Origin of the sequence: Mycobacterium stomatepiae (assembly GCF_010731715.1) — a bacterium.
GTDB lineage: Bacteria > Actinomycetota > Actinomycetes > Mycobacteriales > Mycobacteriaceae > Mycobacterium > Mycobacterium stomatepiae.
In genome coordinates this window covers 38226-56375 of the sequence record NZ_AP022587.1, presented here as the reverse complement: position 1 = coordinate 56375, position 18150 = coordinate 38226, and the positions used below count along the sequence as shown (strand labels likewise).

General features: G+C 65.1%; 16 protein-coding genes and 1 pseudogene. 12 read left to right on the top strand and 5 right to left on the bottom strand.

Going from position 1 to position 18150, the window contains the following annotated elements; genetic code table 11:
- The first annotated feature begins 5 nt into the window (after positions 1-5).
- Positions 6-590, top strand: a complete 585-nt coding sequence (locus G6N54_RS00300) for an HNH endonuclease (protein WP_197939565.1) — start codon at positions 6-8, stop codon at positions 588-590.
- A gap of 157 nt (positions 591-747) precedes the next feature.
- A complete protein-coding gene (locus G6N54_RS00295; RefSeq protein ID WP_163788046.1) occupies positions 748-1122 on the top strand; it encodes a DUF3761 domain-containing protein in 375 nt (124 codons plus the stop codon).
- Between the two features lie 145 nt (positions 1123-1267).
- On the opposite strand, the gene G6N54_RS00290 is transcribed toward G6N54_RS00295, so the two are convergent.
- A complete protein-coding gene (locus G6N54_RS00290) occupies positions 1268-1720 on the bottom strand; it encodes a VOC family protein (RefSeq protein WP_163788045.1) in 453 nt (150 codons plus the stop codon).
- Positions 1721-1764: 44 nt separating this feature from the next.
- Here G6N54_RS00290 and G6N54_RS00285 point away from each other — a divergent pair, with 44 nt between their 5' ends.
- Entirely contained in the window at positions 1765-3036 is a 1272-nt protein-coding gene (locus tag G6N54_RS00285; RefSeq protein WP_163794341.1) for a cytochrome P450, read from the top strand.
- Here the strand turns inward: G6N54_RS00285 and G6N54_RS00280 are convergent.
- On the bottom strand, positions 3033-4367 hold the full coding sequence (locus G6N54_RS00280; protein WP_163788044.1) for an adenylate/guanylate cyclase domain-containing protein: 1335 nt from the start codon (positions 4365-4367) through the stop codon (positions 3033-3035). The genes G6N54_RS00285 and G6N54_RS00280 overlap by 4 nt on opposite strands.
- 62 nt (positions 4368-4429) lie before the next feature.
- Here G6N54_RS00280 and G6N54_RS00275 point away from each other — a divergent pair, with 62 nt between their 5' ends.
- The 4 genes from G6N54_RS00275 to G6N54_RS00260 all read left to right on the top strand — a co-directional run bounded on the left by G6N54_RS00275 (position 4430) and on the right by G6N54_RS00260 (position 10226).
- Complete coding sequence (locus G6N54_RS00275; RefSeq protein WP_163788043.1) at positions 4430-5275, top strand: phytanoyl-CoA dioxygenase family protein; 846 nt, start codon at positions 4430-4432, stop codon at positions 5273-5275.
- Positions 5276-5300: 25 nt separating this feature from the next.
- A complete protein-coding gene (locus G6N54_RS00270; protein ID WP_163788042.1) occupies positions 5301-6686 on the top strand; it encodes an FAD-binding oxidoreductase in 1386 nt (461 codons plus the stop codon).
- A gap of 227 nt (positions 6687-6913) precedes the next feature.
- On the top strand, positions 6914-9178 hold the full coding sequence (locus G6N54_RS00265; RefSeq protein WP_163788041.1) for a putative bifunctional diguanylate cyclase/phosphodiesterase: 2265 nt from the start codon (positions 6914-6916) through the stop codon (positions 9176-9178).
- A 37-nt stretch (positions 9179-9215) separates the two neighbouring features.
- Positions 9216-10226 carry a TIGR03617 family F420-dependent LLM class oxidoreductase gene (locus tag G6N54_RS00260; RefSeq protein ID WP_163788040.1) on the top strand — a complete coding sequence of 337 codons (1011 nt, stop codon included), beginning with the start codon at positions 9216-9218 and terminating at the stop codon, positions 10224-10226.
- On the opposite strand, the gene G6N54_RS00255 is transcribed toward G6N54_RS00260, so the two are convergent.
- The 3 genes from G6N54_RS00255 to G6N54_RS00245 are packed head-to-tail and all read right to left on the bottom strand — an operon-like array spanning position 10223 to position 11865.
- Positions 10223-10936 carry a mycothiol-dependent nitroreductase Rv2466c family protein gene (locus G6N54_RS00255; protein WP_264078310.1) on the bottom strand — a complete coding sequence of 238 codons (714 nt, stop codon included), beginning with the start codon at positions 10934-10936 and terminating at the stop codon, positions 10223-10225. The genes G6N54_RS00260 and G6N54_RS00255 overlap by 4 nt on opposite strands.
- Positions 10914-11390 carry a hypothetical protein gene (locus G6N54_RS00250; protein ID WP_163788038.1) on the bottom strand — a complete coding sequence of 159 codons (477 nt, stop codon included), beginning with the start codon at positions 11388-11390 and terminating at the stop codon, positions 10914-10916. The genes G6N54_RS00255 and G6N54_RS00250 overlap by 23 nt, the downstream gene beginning before the upstream one ends.
- A gap of 40 nt (positions 11391-11430) precedes the next feature.
- Positions 11431-11865, bottom strand: a complete 435-nt coding sequence (locus G6N54_RS00245) for a protease inhibitor I42 family protein (protein WP_163794339.1) — start codon at positions 11863-11865, stop codon at positions 11431-11433.
- A gap of 19 nt (positions 11866-11884) precedes the next feature.
- On the opposite strand from G6N54_RS00245, the gene G6N54_RS00240 reads away from it, so the two are divergent.
- The 5 genes and pseudogenes from G6N54_RS00240 (at position 11885) to alsS (ending at position 18142) form a co-directional block, all read left to right on the top strand.
- The gene (locus G6N54_RS00240; RefSeq protein ID WP_163788037.1) at positions 11885-12364 is read left to right on the top strand and encodes a hypothetical protein; all 480 of its coding nucleotides are present in this window, start codon (positions 11885-11887) and stop codon (positions 12362-12364) included.
- A gap of 50 nt (positions 12365-12414) precedes the next feature.
- On the top strand, positions 12415-13503 hold the full coding sequence (locus tag G6N54_RS00235) for a DUF5685 family protein (RefSeq protein WP_163788036.1): 1089 nt from the start codon (positions 12415-12417) through the stop codon (positions 13501-13503).
- A gap of 91 nt (positions 13504-13594) precedes the next feature.
- Positions 13595-15180, top strand: a pseudogene (locus G6N54_RS00230) (Na+/H+ antiporter).
- A 34-nt stretch (positions 15181-15214) separates the two neighbouring features.
- Positions 15215-16363, top strand: coding sequence for an AAA family ATPase (locus G6N54_RS00225; RefSeq protein WP_163788035.1), 1149 nt, complete (start codon positions 15215-15217; stop codon positions 16361-16363).
- A gap of 108 nt (positions 16364-16471) precedes the next feature.
- On the top strand, positions 16472-18142 hold the full coding sequence (gene alsS / locus G6N54_RS00220) for an acetolactate synthase AlsS (RefSeq protein WP_163788034.1): 1671 nt from the start codon (positions 16472-16474) through the stop codon (positions 18140-18142).
- Positions 18143-18150 lie beyond the last annotated feature (8 nt).

Sequence of the window (18150 nt, the reverse complement as noted above, 5' to 3'; positions counted from 1 at the left end):
CTTTAATGAGCCGCCGACCGGGCGCACCTTACGACGATCGCGTCGAGAAAGATGGCCGAGTTCTTATCTACGAAGGCCACGACGCTCCGCAGATCAAAGGCGGTCCGGACCCCAAGACTCTGGACCAGCCTGAAAGAACGCCGCGTGGTGCGCTGACGCAGAACGGTTTGTTCCTGCAAGCCGCCAGTCGCCACCGGGAAGCAGGGGCGTCCGCTGAGCACGTTCGGGTGTACGAGAAGATCCGCACTGGCATCTGGACCTTCAACGGAACGTTCCGCCTTATCGACGCCTGGCGGGAGCAATCGAACCAACGAATGGTCTTCAAATTCCGCCTCGAGATAGATCCAACCGCGACTCCAATTACCGATTCACGAGAGCCGGTGCTCGAGCAGAACCGAGTCATTCCAACCACCGTGAAACTGACAGTGTGGCAGCGCGATAAGGGCAAGTGCGTCAGATGTGGAAGCAATGACAACTTGCACTTCGATCACGTTATCCCCTACTCACTCGGAGGGTCATCCCTCGTCGAGAGCAACATCCAATTGCTATGCGCGCGGCACAATCTGGCGAAGCATGACAGGATCGAATAACCCCGATGGGTATTCGTCGCGGCGTTAACGGCGGTCAACGGCCGACGCCCGCGTGGGCTAACAAATATCAAGTTTTGTGGATCTCGTCCGGAGGCATCGAATCTAGCCTAGTGTTGCGCGCGCACACCGTGCATAGACGCGTAACAGGGAGACAGCAATGAGTTGCCCCGGCATTCTCGCTTCAATCGCTGCAGCAGTTGCGATATACATGACCCCGTCAATCACGGCGGAACCGCTATCGCCGACGAACGATCAAACGCTGGATGCAATCGCGAATTCACAAGCTCGATACCTTGAATGTCCGACTGGCACGTATCAAGGCACTAGTGGCAACTGCGTTCCGAGTCCAGACAGCTCGTGTTCAGTCGCGACAGCTGTTTGCAAAGATGGTTCGTGCTCCCATAGCGAGCACCGGAGTGGTACCTGCTCTAGCCACGGCGGAGTTGGCCAATGGTGTCCGTGCAACGTCGCGTCTGAGCAGTCAGTAGTTGTATCAGGCCCTGGCGATGGCGAAGAATATGAGGCGCGATGACAGCAGGTCGCTCAAGTCCCGAATGCTGGGCACGGAAACATCACGGAACTGACGAAGTGACCCCGCCCGTGCAGGACTGCGTCGAAGATCGATTCAACGAGGCCCGCGGGAAGACTGGTGTAATGCGATCACAACGCATTACCGGCTACGGCCGCGGCGGCAGCGCCGCTAGCCATCCATCGGTCACCAGCTCGATGAGTTGGCCGTCTGGGTCGCGGATGATGCCCATCGCTTCCGACACCGCCGCATCGACCACCGACCCCCCGAACTCCGGAACCTTCTCGAGGACACGAGGAAGATAAGACACCGACAGCGAAATATGCGTAAGCCCAACCTCATCCATGACCCGTGTCGCCCCAGCATGCACTTCGCGCTTCGAGTAGTCGAGGAGTTCGAGCACAAAGCCGTCCTTCACCAAATATGTTGCCTTCACCCCGAGCGGCTCGGGAAGCTGCACCACCTGGGCCGTCGTGTTGTCCGGTGGTTCGAGCTCCCACCAGTACTGGAAACCGAGTACTTTCTTGTAGAACCGCCGGGACCGCTCGGTATCCCTGACGCACAAGCCCACATGATTGAAAACCGTTCGATGATCAGTCATGGCTCCTACTTCAGTTGCGGCTCCAAAAGCTTAATAATGCAAAGATAGCCAGAAAGCAATCAACGACCAGCCGCAAAGACGTCGCGCACGATGCGATCGTCGACTTCGACCATCACTCCGACGAGTTCAACGAAAACCACGACACCATCAACGCCGACTTGAGGCAGAAATGCCCCGTCGCGTGGAACAGCAGATACGACGGGTTTTGGTATCTCAGCAGCTACGACGCCGTCAGCCAAACCGCCCGAGACGACGCTACGTTCTCCCACAAGTACGAGCCCGGCGCCGCCAACGGCATGAACTACCAAGGCGAGATGGGCGTCCCGCGCCCGGAAGGTCAACCGGCCCTGGGCATCGGCGAAGTCGACGGCGACTACCACCTCGCCCTACGGCATGCCCTGGCCCCGTACTTCTCCCCCGGCGCCGTCGAGAAGCTCAAGCCGTTCATGGAGGAAAAGGCCCACGAGTCCCTCGACCAGCACGCCCCCAACGGACACATGGACCTCGTCCTCGACTACGCCAGCCCGGTCCCGGCCATCCTTACGATGAAGCTAATGGGCCTGCCCCTCGACAACTGGCACCTCTACGCCAGCACGTTCCACAATGTCATGGCCGTCCCGCAGGACAGCCCCGAATACGCCGAAGCCATCGGCAAAGTCCCGGCCATAATGGAGGAAGTCCTCCAGCACGCAGCAAACCGCAGGGCCGACAATCGAGAAGACCTGACCAGCTTCCTGATCCAATTCGAGTTCGAAGGCGAAAAACTCGACGACACACAGCTGCTCAATATCCTCTGGAACCTGATCGCCGGCGGCGTCGACACGACCACTTCCCAAACCGCGCTCACCCTAAGACATTTGGGCACCCACCCCGAACTGAGAAGACAACTCATCGAAAACCCGGACCTCTACCGCACCGCCACCGACGAGTTCCTCAGATATTTCACGGTCAACCGATCCCTGAGCCGCACGGTCACCAAGGACGTCGAGCTCGATGGTCAGCATCTCAAGAAAAATGACCGGCTCATCATCAGCTGGCTGTCGGCCAACCATGATGAAAAGGAATTCGAACACCCCGACGAAGTCGTCCTCGATCGAACGCCCAACCGCCACTTGGCTTTTGGGCTAGGTCCCCACCGATGCATCGGCTCGCACCTCGCGAGATTGATGTCCGAGGTGATGGTCAAGGCGCTTCTCGACCGCATCCCCGACTACCAGGTCGACCTCCAAAAAGCACACCAATACATGAGCAACCCGAGCATGACCGGACTGAGCAAGCTGCCCGTCACGCTCACACCGAACGCCAGGAGGAGCTAGACCACCGCCAGCACCGGCCAGCGGCCGCGCACACCCTTGAGTTCGTGCGTGCCGCGGCTCTTGAACGAGATCCGAGACCCGAGCACCAGCGGCGGAATCACGCCCGACACGAAGACCTCCCCCGGCCCCGCCATCGCCATGATGCGCGCCGCCACATGAACCGCGATGCCATGCACGTCACCATTACCGACCTCTACCTCGCCGGTGTGCAAGCCGGCGCGGATGTTGAGCCCGAGGTCGTGCACCGAGTCGCGAATCGCGCACGCGCAGTTGATCGCTCGCGCCGGTCCGTCGAAGGTCGCCAGAGCGCCGTCGCCGGTGAACTTCACGACCTCACCCCGCGCGCTCACCACATGCTTTCGAACGATCTCGTTGTGTGCGTCCAGCTCGACCGCCCACGCATCGTCGCCGATTGACTCGGCCCGTTCGGTCGACCCGACGATGTCGGTGAACAGCACCGTCGACAGCACCCGGTTGGTCGGCGCGGCCGCTCGCCCGCCGGTGACAAACGATTCGATCTCGTCGAGCACCCGATCGGCGTCGCCGGCGAACCACACGTCGTCGTCCCCGTCGAGCTCCACCAGCCGCGCCTGCGGGATGCGCTCGGCGAGATAGCGACCATGGCCGCCGATCACGTGCCGGTCGCCGACGCGATGCAGCAGCAGCGTCGGCGCCTGGATGCTCTCCACCGCCGGCCGAACATCGGTGCGCAGGAAGAGGTCGAAGACCTCTTTGAAGTATCCGGGGCCGCCGGACAGTCGCTCACCGCGCGCCCACCAGCGCCGCTTGCCAGGATCGCGAGCAAAACTGGGCCCCAGGTTATCCGCCACACCGCCACGCCCGACGGTGTCGCCGAACGAGTCGACATACCGGCTGAAGGTCGGCTCGGGCATCCCGTGCGGATAGTCCTCGGCGCGCAGAAAGCGGGGGTACGCGCTGCACAACACCAACGACCGCACCCGGTGCGGATGGCTTGCGGCCAGCAGCATCACCGGCAGCGCCGACTCGGACATCCCGAAGACCGTCACGCACTCGCTGCCGACGGCGTCCAGCACCGCGACGAGACCGTCCGTCCACGCCTGCATCGCCGGACGGTCGTTGATCGGCACCGCATCCGAGCTACCCACCCCGAGCAGGTCGGTCATGATCAGCCGGCTGAACGACGACAACCGACGTAAATGGCCGGCGACGGTGGGTTCTTCCCACAGCAGATCGATCGGGAACGTGCCGGTGGGGACGAACAAGAGATCCGGACCGTTGTCGGACACGACCTGATAGGCGAGATGGGCATCGCCGTCTCGCGCATAGACCGTTTCGGGCACGGCCGCCATGCAAGAAGCATGCCACCGTCCAAGGCTTGACCAGAGGTCAACCTAGGTCCACTGTCGGAAACATGAACGACCCCGTCACGACGCTGGACGACCTCAAGAACGACCTGGCGGGCCGGCACAAGTGGACACCGAGCAGCGGCGCCTCCGTCGACCCCGCGATCGTCGACGCTGACATGGCGGCCCTGGACCGCGACGGCTATCTCATCTGGGAGAACCTGCTCAGCGCCGACGAATGCCAGCAGATCCGCGACGTCGTCACCCCTTGGCTCGACCACACCGGACGCAACGCCTTCGAGGGCCATCGCACCCAGCGCATTTACAGCGTGCTGAGCCGGACGCGCGCCTGCGACCGGCTCGTCGATCACCCGCGGGTGCTGGCCGTGCTCGATCGACTGTTGATGCCCAACTACCTGGTATCGGCGTTGCAGGCCATCAACATTCAGCCCGGCGAGTCCGCGCAGCTGCCCCACCGCGACGACGGGTTCTACCCGATCCCGCGGCCCCGGCCGCCGCTGGCCGCCGCGACGATCTGGGCGATCGACGACTTCACCGCCGACAACGGCGCGACGGTGCTTTTTCCCGGCAGCCACCGCTGGCCCGCCCGGCCACCGGGGCCCGCCGACGCGTCAACGCCCGTCGTGATGCCCGCCGGCTCGTGCGTCTTCTTCGTCGGAACGCTGTGGCACGGCGGCGGCGCGAACACCACCGACCGGGCACGGCTGGCCGTCACCGCCCAGTACTGCCAGCCGTGGCTGCGACCGATGGAGTCTTTCACTCTTTCCATTCCGCGCGACGTCGCCCGCGATGTCTCCACCGACATCCAGCGCATGATCGGCTACAGCGTCCATCCGCCGTTCGTCGGCGCGGTCGACGGTTTGCACCCCTTGCGACTCCTTGAGCAGCCGTAAAGCCCCGAAGCTCTACAGTGCCTTCATGACCGACATCACGACGCAGCTGCAGGCAATCGCTGGGAGCCACAACCTCCTAGAGGGCGACGCCATCCCCGACGACTACTGGCACGACGAGGTATTGAATCATCCGCCGCAGCAGCCGGCGTACGTCGCGAAACCGGTCACCGCCGACGAGGTTGCGCAGCTACTGAAAATCGCCACGGAGCACCGGGTTCCGGTCACGGCGCGCGGCTCCGGGACCGGTCTGTCGGGCGCGGCGCTGCCACGCAAGGACGGGCTGGTTATCTCCTTCGAACGCATGAACAAGGTCCTCGAGGTCGACACCACCAACCAGGTCGCCGTCGTCCAGCCCGGGGTGACGCTGATCGAGCTGGACGCCGCCACCGCGTCAGACGGCCTGCGCTACATGGTGCAACCCGGCGAACTGTCGTCGAGCGTCGGCGGCAATGTCGGCACCAACGCCGGCGGCATGCGCGCGGTCAAGTACGGCATCGCCCGTCACAACGTGCTCGGGCTGCAGGCCGTGCTGGCGACCGGCGAGATCATCCGCACCGGCGGCAAGATCGCCAAGGTGTCCACCGGCTACGACCTGACCCAGCTCATCGTCGGCTCCGAAGGCACCCTGGCCCTGGCCACCGAAGTGATCGTCAAACTGCATCCGCGCCTTGACCACAGCGCCACCGTGCTCGCCCCCTTCGCCGATTTCGACCAGGTCATGGAGGCGGTGCCGCACGTCATCTCCAGCGGCCTGGGGCCCTGCATCCTCGAATACATCGACAACCTGACGATGGCCGCGCTGGTCCACACCCAGAATCTCGAACTCGGTATCCCCGACAAGATTCGCGACAACTGTCAGGCGTATCTCGTTGTGGGACTTGAGAACCGGACGGCGGACCGATTGGACGAGGACGTAGAGCGGACCGGTGAGCTGCTCGCTGAGCTGGGTGCGGCGGATGCCTATGTGCTGGAAGGCGGTTCGGCACGCAAGCTGATCGAGGCGCGCGAGAACGCCTTCTGGACCCTGAAGGCGATCGGTGCCGACGACCTGATCGACACGGTCGTGCCGCGCGGCGCCATGCCAAAGTTCTTGGAGGGGGTGCGCGGCCTGGCGACGGCGGCCGGCGGCGGCGCGGCGGGCTGTGGCCATGCCGGCGACGGCAACGTGCACCTGGCGATCTTTTGCCAGGATGCCGACATCCGCAAGAAGCTGCTGACCGATATCTTTGCCCTGGCAATGGAATTGGGTGGAGCGATCTCAGGCGAACACGGTCTCGGCCGCGCCAAGGCGCCGTACTGGCGCGAGCTCGAGGACCCGGTCAAGGTCGACCTGCTGCACCGGATCAAGCAGACCTTCGACCCGGCCGGCATTCTCAACCCCGACGTCGTCTTTGCCGCAGCCCCCGAGTGACTGCATCACTAATTCGGATGCGTTTATTAATCGCAATCACGGGAGCCACTTTTGCTAGGCGAGAGCCGACCGCGTAACAACCCGAATACGTTTCGACCAAATTGTTAAAAGGGCCGCTATCTAGATCACTTAGGCCCGCACCGTGCCTTATCCTGCATCGGACAACCGCATACGACAGGGCAGGAGAAATGTTCTCACTGACACGACGCCGAACTAGGTTAGCTCTGTTGGCGACTGTCGGTCTGCTCGTGTTCGGCGTGTTGTTGTTCACCAGAAGTAGCCCTTCGGATCACGCGCTCACCGGTCCGGTCGGACTCTGGATTCTGAGCGTATTTTCGAATGGCTGCGCCGTCGTCGCCGCTCGGATGGCCCAAGGCCGCCAACGGCTGGCGTGGACCGTGCTGAGTATCGGGTTGGCTGCCTGGACGGCCGGCCAATCGGTGTGGTGGTACTTCACGGTGGGCGGCATTCCGGCGATGGCGGGTATCTCGCCGGCCAACCTTGGCTTCGTTGTGTTGCCCATCTGCGCGCTGGCCACCGCGGTCACGCTGCCCAGCCGCGACGACGCCCGATTCGGCATGGGTCTCCTGCTTGACGGCATCCTCGTCGCGACGTCACTGTTGACCGTGTTGGCCATTCTGGTGCTGGGCCACTTCCGCTCACCTTCGGCGATAATCGCCCTACCCCAAATGATGTTGGCCATTGCCACTGCCGTGTATGTCGGGCTGGTTGTCGTGTCGATAATCACCGTGCGGAAAGCCGAGCCGCGCCGCAAACTCTCACCGACGTTCATGACTCTCGGGTGGGGCACTATTGCGGTGGCCGGGATAATGCGCCTCTACGGCGACCACCCCGAACAAGTGCCGAATGATCTGGTGATTTTCGGCTGGGCCACCGGAATCTACTTCGTCGCGCTGTCGGCAATTGCGTCTCGACCCGCACCCGACCTCGACCTCGGTTTTTCTCAGCCACTGTCGAGAACGTCGCTGTGGCTGCCCTATGGGCCGGTGCTGCTGGCGATCGCCGTCGGCGGTGTGCATTTTTGGCCGACCAACCGGGCGGATGCGTTCATCTTCACGGTCTGCGTGCTGCTCTTCCTCACCATGCTGGCCCGCCACTTACTACTGCTCGACCGAAAACAACATCTGGCCGCCGCGCTCTCGGATGCCGCCCTGCGGGATCCGTTGACCGGGCTGGCGAATCGACGACTATTTGATGATCGGCTGACGCACGCGGCCCGGTTGCACATTCATAACGCCGTGCCAGTCAGCGTGATCGCACTCAATATCAGTGACTTCAAAATGGTCAATGACACGCTCGGTTATGCCGTCGGCGACGAACTACTGCGCGGCGTCGGGGTGCGGATCCAACAGAATGTCCGTGCGGTCGACACGGTCGCGCGGATGAGCGGAGACGAATTCGCGATCCTGGTCGAAGACCGCCCCGAGGTGGCGGCACGGGTTGCCCGCAAACTCGTCTACGCCTTCGACGAGCCCCTCGACCTCGAGAATCACCGGCTGCACATCCAACTCAACATCGGCGTGGCCTCGGCGGGATCGCAGGGCGGCTCGGCCCTGATGCCCGGCGAGCTTCTCGAACAGGCCGGCACAGCCCGGAGCTGGGCCCAGCAGTCGAGCTCGACCGATGTGCAGACTTTCACCGCCGGCATGACGGCCCAGCTCGGCAAACACCCGACCCACGACGACAGCATGGCCCGGCTGCAACTGCTGGGCGAACTGCGACGCGCCATCGACGATCGCCTGCTGACGCTGCTGTACCAGCCGAAATTCGACATGGCGACCGGATCCGTCTGTGGCGCCGAAGCATTGGTGCGATGGGAACATCCCGAACTCGGCACGCTGGAACCCGGCGAGTTCTTACCGCTGGTCCGCGACCACGGGCTCATGGAGGCTGTGACGGACCTGGTGCTGTCACGGGCGGTCGCCGACGCATCGGACTGGTACGCAGCCGGCGCGGCCATCCCCGTTGCGATCAACTTGTGGGCGCCCTCGTTGGACGAAGACGCCCTGCCCGACCGCATCATGTCCGTGCTCGACGTGCGCGGCATGTCCCCCAGTTCGCTCACGATCGAGATCACCGAGGACATGTTGGTGGCCGACCTCGCCAAGGCTCGAGCGGTGCTCGATCGCCTGCGCGAGTCCGGCGTCCGGGTCGCGATCGACGACTTCGGCAGCGGTTACGCCTCGCTCACCTATCTGCGCGAACTGCCCATCGACGACGTCAAACTCGACCGCCTCTTCGTCGCGCCGATCCTGCACGACGACCGGGCCGCCACGATTGTGCGAGCGGTGATCGAGTTGACGACGACGTTCGGCATCGCCACGATCGCCGAGGGCGTCGGCGACGCCGAAACCGCGCTGCGGCTCAAGGAATACGGTTGCGACGCCGTGCAAGGCAACTTCTTCTGCCCACCGTTGCACGCTTCCGAGATTCCACTGGTCTCCTGCAACGCCACGCTCGCGACTCAGTAGTCACGGGCCTGGAAACCGAATCACATAAGGTTGTGCCGTGCACATTGACGTCATGACGGTTCCGCAACCGTTGACCAAGATCGGCGACGCGGCCCGGCGCACGCTGGCCGCGGGCTTCTCCGGCCTGCTGTTCACCGAGACCGGGCGCACCGCCTACCTCAACGCGGCGGTAGCCTCGCAGGCCGCGCCCGGACTCCAGCTGTCCACCGGTGTCGCGGTTGCCTTCCCGCGCAGTCCCTTCGTCACCGCCGCCGAGGCCTGGGAGCTACAGGAGGCGACCGGCGGCAACTTCCGGCTGGGCCTGGGCACGCAGGTCCGCACGCACGTCGTGCGCCGCTACGGTGTCGAGTTCGAACGTCCCGGTCCGCGGCTGCGCGACTACGTGCTGGCGGTGAAGGCCTGCTTTTCGGCGTTTCGCACCGGCAAGCTGGATCACCACGGCGAGTTTTACAACCTCGACTTCATCACCCCGCAGTGGAGCGCCGGCCCGATCGACGAGCCGGACCCCAAAGTCGATGTCGCAGCGGTGAATCCGTGGATGCTGCGGATGGCCGGCGAGGTGGCCGACGGCGTGCACGTCCACCCGCTCGGCGAACTCGGCTATCTGAAACGTCATGTGCTGCCGAACCTTGCCGCCGGCGCGGAGAAGGCCGGGCGCTCGCCATCGGACGTCGCGGTGATCGTCCCGGCGATGACGATCGTTGGCGACACCGACGAGGAGCGCGACGCCCAACGCGAGACGGTGCGCGCCAGCATGGCCTTCTACGGCAGCACCCCCAACTACGCGTTCATCTGGGACGAGGCAGGGTTCGAGGGGACCACGGCCCGCATTCGCGAGAAGCAGAAGGCCGGCGACTTCGCGGGCATGGCGGCCCAAATCAGCGACGAGCACATCGCGGCCTTCGCCACCGAGTCGACGTGGGATGGCCTGGCCGACGCGCTATCTCAGAAGTACGGCGGAATCGCTACCCGCGCAGCCCTTTACAACGCACTGGGCGACCAAGAGCACTTCGAACGGTACGGAGAGGTCGCCCGCCGGCTGCGTTAACCGCGGCCGGCGAGCCGGTCGACGTCGATGACCTCACCGCGGTTGATGCTGACCCAATCGCGCCCATCGAGGTATGGCCGCAGGCTCTTCCCGATCAGCCCGGCATCGGCGGCTGACTTGGGCCGCTGAAGTTCGTAGACATGCGGCAGCTCGGCCATCCCGAGCACGACGTCCCACAGTTTCAGCGCCGCCGGCCCGGTCGGCGGGTCCACCAACACCGGGCCGAACAGGCATTGCCCGTCGATGAACAGCGTCGGGACACCGTAGCCACCGGCGTCCACCACGTGCTGATGCTCGGCGCGAACCTCGTCGTGCGTGCTTGGGTCGGCAAGTGCCGCATCGAGAATCGCGTCGTCGACGCCGATGTCGCCCAACAACTTTCGCGCCACTGCGGGCTCGTGCGGCTTGCCGCCGAGGGTGTGCAGCTCGTCGCCGATCGCGGCGTACCACCGGTCGACCAAGGACATGTCGGTGCGCCGCAGCAGTGCGCCGATCCGCATCAGCGACCAGCCGTAGGACCAGTCCCGCTCCCACGGATGCTTCTTGCCCTCGACCCGGTTGATCTCTTCCAGGCTGAAGAACCGCCAATTGACGGTGATGCCCAGTTGTTCGCGGACGTCACGAATCCACAATGACGTCTGAAACGCGAAGGGGCACATCGGGTCGAAGTGAAAATCGACGGTGCACTCATTTGGGACGCACTCCGGCAGCGCGGTAGACGAACACCGGATCCACCGTAGACCGCAGCGAAGTCACCGGCAGTCGCTCCAGCACTTCGTCGGGAATCTGCCTCTTGTAGTGCAGTTTCATCGACCCGCTGAAGGCACGGTCCACACCGCGCAAGTCGATGTCGATCAGCAGACCCTTCTTGGTGATCGTCGCGGCGGCCGGGCCGCGCGCAGCATCCCAGGCGCAGTCCATGGACCGCAGATTGGCATCCCCGCGCGTGGGAAACGTGGCGACGACCCGCGCGGCGCTGAACGCGAATGCGCCCAGGTAGCGCGAGACACCCGAGGCGGAAAAGACGCCCGGAACATGCCCGCTGAAATGGCGCACGACACCGACCCGCTGGGCCAGGAAGATGAGTCCCTCGGCCTCGAGCTCGTCGTGCAGCTCGGCGGGCACATTGGTCAATTGCGACCAGTTGCGAAGAAAGGCAAGCACAGGCAGACGTTAGCTGAGGAGCCGCGGCTCCGTGGTCGTTTTACTGCACAGTCACGATCGCCGTGTACTGGCACACCGGTGCGGTGTTCTTGCCCACAATGCTGGAGTAATAGGTGGAAATCGTCGTTGTCCCCGGCTTCAGCGCCGAGAACATCCACACCTCGTTACCGGGCGCTCCCAACGCGTCGGTGCTCGGGTGCACGTACTGGTGACTGGTTTGCTCGATGATCGACCCGTCGCCGATCTTCGCGTCGGCCTGCCACCGAAATGGGGTGCTGTAGTTCGAGCCCAACTGCAGTTTGAGAGTGTTCCCCACCGCCAGCGTGACGTTCTCGGTGATGTTGCTCTGCTTCAGCACCTGTTCCATGGGAACCACGAGCGCCTTGGCCGTCGGCGGGTTTCTGCTCTCGAAGTGGCAACCCACCACTATCGACGAGACGAGAATCGCGACGGTCACGGAGAGCCTGATCTTCACGAAAGTCATCACCTCCATTATGGCGGGGCGGACAATGTTGCCGTTCGGCCATCCGCACCTGGAGGTTTGTGATGATCACCATCCCAACATCTCGGTCTGCGACTGCGTCGTCGTCAACGGCAACTCGATCGGATCGAAGAACTGCATCGAGCGGGCCCAATCCGGCAACAAGATCCGGTCGGCCTTCTCGACGGTCAACATCAACGCGAACTTCGCTGTGCTGAGCTGCCCGGCCGGGGCGCCCTGGGCGAACTGCCTCGACGTGGAATGCGAGATCGATCCCGTCAACCCGGCCCGCGCCAAGTGTCAGTGCGTCACGGTGAAAACCGGGCCGTCGATCACATTCGGCGGCGGCTGCGACACCGCCACCTGCACCTCGACCATCTGGTCGGCCGCTACCCCGGACATGTACCAGGCCGGCATGCGGCAGCTCCGCACCGCGATGGATCGGGTGGGTAAGCCGGTCACCTTTCCCAAGCCCTGCCCTGCGCCAAAGTAGGCTCGCGTTTCGGTCCCCAGGTTTGCTGGACGTCCGGTAGCTTCAGTGAGATGTTCGGCATCATCCGGCCCTGCCGTCATCGACTTGGCAGCGAGCTCGCAGCAGCCTGGACCGCCCAATTGTGCGGATTGTGCCTGGCCCTGCGCGACGACTACGGCCAGTCCGCACGGATAGCGACCAACTACGACGGCCTCGTGGTCTCGCTTCTGGTCGAGGCGCAGTCTCCCGAGCAGCCCAGCCGCCGCAAGGCCGGGCCCTGCCCGGGGCGCGGCATGCGGCGCGCCGACGTGGCCACCGGCGACTGCGCGCGACTGGCCGCCGTCGTGTCGCTGGCCCTGGCCGCGGCGCGGGTCCGCGATCACGTCGACGACCACGACGGCATGGTGGGGGCGGCCGGCGTGCGCCCGGCCGCGCGCCGCATCGCCGAGCGCTGGGTGCGCCAGGGCACCGACACCGGCCACACCCTCGGCTTTGACACCGGCGTGCTGATCGCCGCGATGGACCGCCAAGCCGAGCTCGAGGCGACGGCCGGGCCTGGCAGCTCACTGCTGCTGGTGACCGAACCCACCGAAACCGCGGTCGCCGAAGCATTCGCCTACACAGCGGTGCTGGCCGGCCGCCCCGACAATCAGGCGCCGCTGCGCGAGATCGGGCAGCTGTTCGGGCGGATCGCGCACCTGCTCGACGCCGTCGAGGACTACGACGACGACCTGGTCCGGGGTAAGTGGAACCCGTTGGCCGCCACCGAAACTCCGATCGACCAGGCCCGCGCCTTGTGCGACGACGCGGCACTCGGCATCGAATTGGCCCTGGCCGACGTCGAATTCACCGACGGCCGGCTGGCCAACAAGCTGTTGACCCGCGAGGTGCGACGCGCGATCTCGCGCACCTTCAGCCGGTCCGGCCACACCACCTGCGGCACCCCGCACGGCCAGCAAGAACCCATCAACTTCGGCAACCAACCTGTCGGCGCCGGCTACCCGACGGGCGAAATCCCCGACGGCGAAACCCCCGGCGCCGGCGTGAAGCGCAAAGGCGGCCGCGGCGACGGCGCCTGCATCTGCTGCTGCGATGGTTGCGACTGCTGCTGCGACTGCGGTGACTGCTGTGATTGCGGCAGCTGCTGCGACTGCTCGTAGGGCAGTTCATCGAACCCGTTGCGCCATTACGTGTTTGTGACGTGTTTCGGCCCAGGTAACTAGACGCCGTCTCGTACGGCAGGATGGGCACGTGTTTGGGCTCGAAGTCATCGTTACGCTCGTGTCGGCCGTCATCGTCGGGACGGTGCTGGGCCGGCGCTATCGCGTGGGCCCGCCGGTGTTACTCATTTTTCTCGGCACGCTGCTGGGCCTGATTCCCGCTTACGCTCACATTCACATCAACGGTGAGATCATCCTGCTGCTGTTCTTGCCGGCGATCCTGTACTGGGAGGGCCTGGGCACCAGCATCCGTGAGCTGCGGGCAAACGCCCGGATCATCATCCTGTTGAGCGTCCTTCTGGTGATCGTGACCGCGGTCGGGGTGTCATGGACGGCGCGCGCCCTCGGCATGGAATCCCACACGGCTGCGGTCCTGGGCGCCGTGCTCTCCCCCACCGCCGCCGCCGCCGTCGCCGGCCTGGCGAAAAAGTTGCCGCGGCGCACGCTGACCGTGCTGCGCGGCGAAAGCCTCATCAACGACGGAACGGCGCTGGTGCTGTTCTTCGTCACCGTCCACGTCGCGATCGGCGGGGCCGAGATCAGCCCGCCCGACCTGGTCCTGCGCTTCGTCACCTCCTACCTCGGCGGTATCGCGGCCGGGCTGCTGGTCGGCGGCTTGGTGACCTTGGCGCGCAAGCGGATCGACGCGCCGCAAGAAGAAGGAGCCATGAGCCTGCTTACGCCGTTCGCGGCGTTCCTGCTCGCCCAGGCGCTGGACTGCAGCGGCGTGGTCGCGGTGCTGGTATCGGCCCTGGTGCTCGCCTACTCGGGGCCGGTGGTGATCCGGGCCCGCTCCCGGCTGCTGTCCTACGGCTTCTGGGACATGGCGACATTCCTGATCAACGGTTCGCTGTGGGTGTTCGTCGGGGTGCAGATCCCCGGCGCGGTGCGTGGCATCAACGGTGTCGACGGCGGCATCCGCCACGCGCTGTTCATCGCTCTCGCCGTCACCGCCGTCGTCGTCGGGTCCCGGATTTTCTGGGGCGAGATCACCACGCTGTTACTGCGACTGATCGACCGCCGCGCGGTACAACGTGAACGCCGGGTGCCGTTCCGCCAGCGCTTCGTGACCGCCTGGGCCGGATTCCGCGGCGCCGTGTCGCTGGCCGCCGCACTCGCCGTCCCGACGACCACGCTGAGCGGCGCGCCGTTTCCCGACCGCAGCCTGCTGTTTTTCATCGTGGTCGTCGTCATCCTCACGACCGTGCTGGTCCAGGGCATCACGCTGCCCGCGGTCGTCCGTTGGGCGCGCATGCCCGAGGATGTCGAGTACACCAACGAGCTGCAACTGGCCCGCTGTCGAGGGACTCAAGCAGCTCTCGAGGCCTTACCCGTGGTGGCCGCCGAGCTCGGAGCCAGCCCAAAACTGTTGGCCCGCTTGCAAAAAAATACGAAGAGCACGCGGCGCTGATCGCGGAGAACGGCGACGATTCGACGAACACCTTGACCGAGCGCAACGAGCTGGTTCGGCGGGTGCGCCTCGGCGTGCTCGATCACAAACGCCGGGCCATCACCACACTGCGCAATCAACGGGTCATCGACGACATCGTGCTGCGCGAACTGCAGGCCGAGATGGATCTCGAAGAGGTGCAGCTGCTCGACACCGCCGACAGCTGACAACGCGTCGGTCGGTGACCGTACAGTCGGCGGGATGTTGCAGACGGTCGCCATCCGCGGGTACCGCTCGCTACGCGAGGTCATCCTGCCGCTGGGTCGGCTGTCGATCATCACGGGAGCCAACGGCGCCGGAAAGTCGTCGGTGTACCGCGCGCTGCGACTGCTGGCGGATTGCGGCCGCGGCGAGGTCATCGGCTCGTTGGCCCGCGAGGGCGGGCTGCAATCGGTGCTCTGGGCCGGGCCCGAGCAACTGAAGGGCGCGCGACGCTCGCAGAAGACCCAGGGCACGGTTCGTACTAGGCCCGTGTCGCTCGAAATGGGCTTCGCTGCAGACGATTTCGGTTATCTGGTAGACCTGGGTCTCCCGCAGTCGGCCGGCAAGTCGGTCTTTGCCCGCGATCCCGAGATCAAACGGGAAGTGTTGTTCGCCGGCCCGGTGCTGCGGCCGAGCGCGACGCTGGTGCGCCGTTCGCTGCCGTTCGCCGAAGCCGTCAACTCCGGCAACGGTTTTGACGAGCTGACCCGCACGTTGCCGTTGTACCGCAGCGTGCTCGCCGAGTACGCCAACCCACACGCCCTTCCCGAACTCGCGGCCGTGCGGGAGCGGCTGCGCGGGTGGCGGTTCTATGACGGCTTTCGCGTCGACAGCGGGGCGCCGGCCCGGTACCCGCAGGTGGGCACTCGCACCCCCGTGCTCTCCGACGACGGCAGCGACCTGGCCGCGGCGATTCAGACGATCCTCGAATCGGGGTCCGACGAGTTAAGCCGGGTCGTCGCAGACGCATTCGACGGCGCCACGATCTCGGTTGCCATCCACGACGGATTGTTCGACCTGCAGCTGCGCCAGCGTGGCATGCTGCGCCCGTTGCGCGCGGCCGAATTATCTGACGGCACACTACGATTCCTGTTGTGGGCCGCCGCGCTGTTGAGCCCGGAGGCGCCGTCGCTGATGGTGCTCAACGAGCCGGAGACCTCGCTGCATCCCGATCTGGTGCGCCCGCTTGCCGCGCTGATCCGCGCCGCTGCCGAGCAGACTCAGGTGGTGGTCGTCACGCATTCCCGCTCACTGCTGGAACAGGCCGATGGGGCCGACGTGATCGAGCTCTACAAAGACTGGGGCGAAACCCGTATCGCCGGCCAGGACCTGCTGAGCACCCCACGCTGGGACTGGGGCAAGCGTTGACTGCCCCACCCCCCGTCCAGTGTGAATCGTCGCCGCCCAGGATGCAGGCACACTCAAAGCCCTGAACGCACACTGAACAACGGCGAGCCCGGCGGTAGCGTGGGGCCCATGTCCACGAACCCCGTGCGCAGCGCGCAAAAGGTCGTCGATGTGTTGTCGGCGCAGGGGGTCGAATACGTCTTCGGCGTGCCCGGCGCCAAGATCGACGCCGTGTACGACGCGCTGGTCGACGGCGGGCCAAAACTGGTGGTGTGCCGCCACGAACAGAACGCGGCATTCATCGCCGGTGCGATCGGTCGCCTCACCGGCACCCCGGGCGTCGTGCTGGTGACGTCCGGCCCGGGAACCACCAATCTCGTGACGGGGCTGCTGACCGCGAACACCGAGCAGGATCCCGTCGTCGCGTTATGCGGGGCAGTCGGCCGCAAGGACCGTCTCAAGCGCACCCATCAGTCCATGGACGCCGCGGCACTGCTCAGAACGGTCACCAAATACACCGGCGAGGTCAACGACCCGGACAACATCGCCGAGGCCGTCGTCGGCGCCTTTCGCGCCGCCGTGACCGAGCCACGCGGCGCGGCCGCCGTCGTGCTGCCCGCCGACGTCCTGGCCGCACCCACCAGCGACGGAATCACGGCCCGCATGCCGATCCCCCCGCTGGCCAGCGCCCCCACCGATGCGATCGCCAAAGCAAGCGAGCTGATCCGCGCCGCACGTCGCCCGGCACTGCTGGTCGGGATCCGCGGCGCCGACCCCGACAGCTGCGCCGCGCTGCGCCAGCTGGTCGCCGGCACCGGCCTGCCCGTCGTCGAGACATTCCAGGCGGCCGGCGTGATCTCCCGCGAACTCGAGGACAACTTCCTCGGCCGCGTCGGCCTGTTCCGCAACCAGCCCGGCGACGTGATCGTCGCCCATTGCGACGTCTTGATCACGGTCGGATACGACGCCGTCGAATACGACCCGGTGCTGTGGAACAGCGACGTCGAACGCACCCTCGTGCACGTCGACTCGATCCCCGCCGAGATCGACAATCACTATCAGCCGACCTGCGAGCTGCTCGGCAATGTCGCGGACACGCTAAAAGCGTTGGCCGGCAACCTGACCGGCCTCATCTTGACGGACGACTATCGAGTTGGGATCGCCGAGCAGCGAAAAGCATTGGCGGACATCGACCTAGCCGAGTGCAGCCACGAGTCTGGCGGCGCCGGACTCAACCCGGTAGCCGTGCTCTTGCGGCTGCGCGAAGAACTTGACGACGAGGCAACCATCACCTGCGACATCGGCTCGGTCTACATCTACCTGGACCGCCACTTCCGGGTCTACGAACCCCGACGGCTGTTGTTCTCCAACGGCCAACAAACCCTGGGCGTCGCGTTGCCGTGGGCGATGGCCGCATGCCTGGTGCGGCCCGGCACGCACGTGGTGTCCGTGTCCGGTGACGGCGGATTCCTGTTCTCCGCCCAAGAACTCGAAACCGCGACCCGGCTGGGATTGACGTTCACGCACATCATCCTGCGCGACAACGCCTACGACATGGTGGCTTTTCAGGAAGTCCTGAAGTATGGGCGCACCTCCGGTGTGCAGCTCGGCGACTACGATATCGTTTGCTACGCAGCGACATTCGGAGCCCACGGATACCGCGTGAATACTCTCGAGGAATTCGCTACCACATTGCGCCGGGCTCTCGCCGAGGACGGCCCCTCGTTGATCGACGTCCCCGTAGACTACAGCCGCAATACCGAACTCGCGGCGCATCTGCACGACGACGCATTCGAGTAAGCGCAACT

Coding starts and splice junctions, on each gene's coding strand:
- G6N54_RS00300 (WP_197939565.1), top strand. CDS start 6: ATGAGCCGCCGACCGGGCGCACCTTACGACGATCGCGTCGAGAAAGAT.
- G6N54_RS00295 (WP_163788046.1), top strand. CDS start 748: ATGAGTTGCCCCGGCATTCTCGCTTCAATCGCTGCAGCAGTTGCGATA.
- G6N54_RS00290 (WP_163788045.1), bottom strand. CDS start 1,720: ATGACTGATCATCGAACGGTTTTCAATCATGTGGGCTTGTGCGTCAGG.
- G6N54_RS00280 (WP_163788044.1), bottom strand. CDS start 4,367: ATGGCGGCCGTGCCCGAAACGGTCTATGCGCGAGACGGCGATGCCCAT.
- G6N54_RS00275 (WP_163788043.1), top strand. CDS start 4,430: ATGAACGACCCCGTCACGACGCTGGACGACCTCAAGAACGACCTGGCG.
- G6N54_RS00270 (WP_163788042.1), top strand. CDS start 5,301: ATGACCGACATCACGACGCAGCTGCAGGCAATCGCTGGGAGCCACAAC.
- G6N54_RS00240 (WP_163788037.1), top strand. CDS start 11,885: ATGGCGGGGCGGACAATGTTGCCGTTCGGCCATCCGCACCTGGAGGTT.
- G6N54_RS00235 (WP_163788036.1), top strand. CDS start 12,415: ATGTTCGGCATCATCCGGCCCTGCCGTCATCGACTTGGCAGCGAGCTC.
- G6N54_RS00225 (WP_163788035.1), top strand. CDS start 15,215: ATGTTGCAGACGGTCGCCATCCGCGGGTACCGCTCGCTACGCGAGGTC.
- alsS (WP_163788034.1), top strand. CDS start 16,472: ATGTCCACGAACCCCGTGCGCAGCGCGCAAAAGGTCGTCGATGTGTTG.